Here is a 735-nt window from a genome sequence, read left to right as displayed (position 1 = left end):
GACAGAATGTGTTTTCGAGATCACCCGGGAGGCACAACTGACATCCGCGCCCCCGGACTGGCGCACGTATCTCGTCCGGACATGGGGCAAACCGCATCATCCGGTAGCCACGGCCCTGCCTCGCACAAAGGCGGAAGTGTCACACTGGAACCAATGGGTGGCCGAAGGCTGGGCAGATGGAGAAAAGCAGGCGACCGAGATCTTCCTCTCCGACCTGTCGCGTCTGCAGCGCGACATTACCGGCATGGCCCGCTACCGGGTGCTGCTGAACGCCGGGCGCGTCGAAGAACCGCGCGTCGTGTTTGAGCATAAGGATGCCGTGGGAGGAGGAGACACCCTCCACCTCAACGACCGCACGATCCGGATCGCGAGCCAGCCGGGGCTTCAGGGCCACGTCCGGCGCGGAAGCGATTACGGTTATCCGGAGCATTGCCGATGAATATCACCACCCCCGTCACGACCGACGAACCCTGGCCGGATGAAGGCAGGAAAGCGTTTGCCTGGGTCGAGGAGCGACGGCGTAACGCGCCAGGGCTGGACTCCCTCCTTCGCTGGGCGCATGGCCTCGGCGCCTCGCGCATCGACATCAAGACCGGCCATCCGGTCACGATCAAGGTGCACGGCGTGATCCGCTACGCCACATGCAAAGCGACGGACTCCCTCGCGCTGGCGGATATCGTCGGCCATGTCTATGCCTCTGACGGGATGGCCATGCTTGGTGTCGGCCATATCCTC

The 735-nt window shown here is 63.9% G+C and carries 1 protein-coding gene and 1 pseudogene; both read left to right on the top strand.

The genetic code is table 11. The features are described 5' to 3' along the window. The coding region (locus CFR71_RS15930) for a type IV secretory system conjugative DNA transfer family protein (protein WP_165832145.1) at nt 1-439 on the top strand (439 nt) is incomplete at its 5' end. Continuing rightward, nucleotides 436-735, top strand: a pseudogene (locus tag CFR71_RS15925) (secretion protein); the annotation flags it as partial. The gene CFR71_RS15930 and the pseudogene CFR71_RS15925, both read left to right, overlap by 4 nt.

Origin of the sequence: Novacetimonas pomaceti, assembly GCF_003207955.1 — a bacterium.
Classification (GTDB): Bacteria; Pseudomonadota; Alphaproteobacteria; order Acetobacterales; family Acetobacteraceae; genus Novacetimonas; species Novacetimonas pomaceti.
Note: the sequence above shows the minus strand (reverse complement) of the source record. Positions and strands in the feature narration are given on the sequence as shown.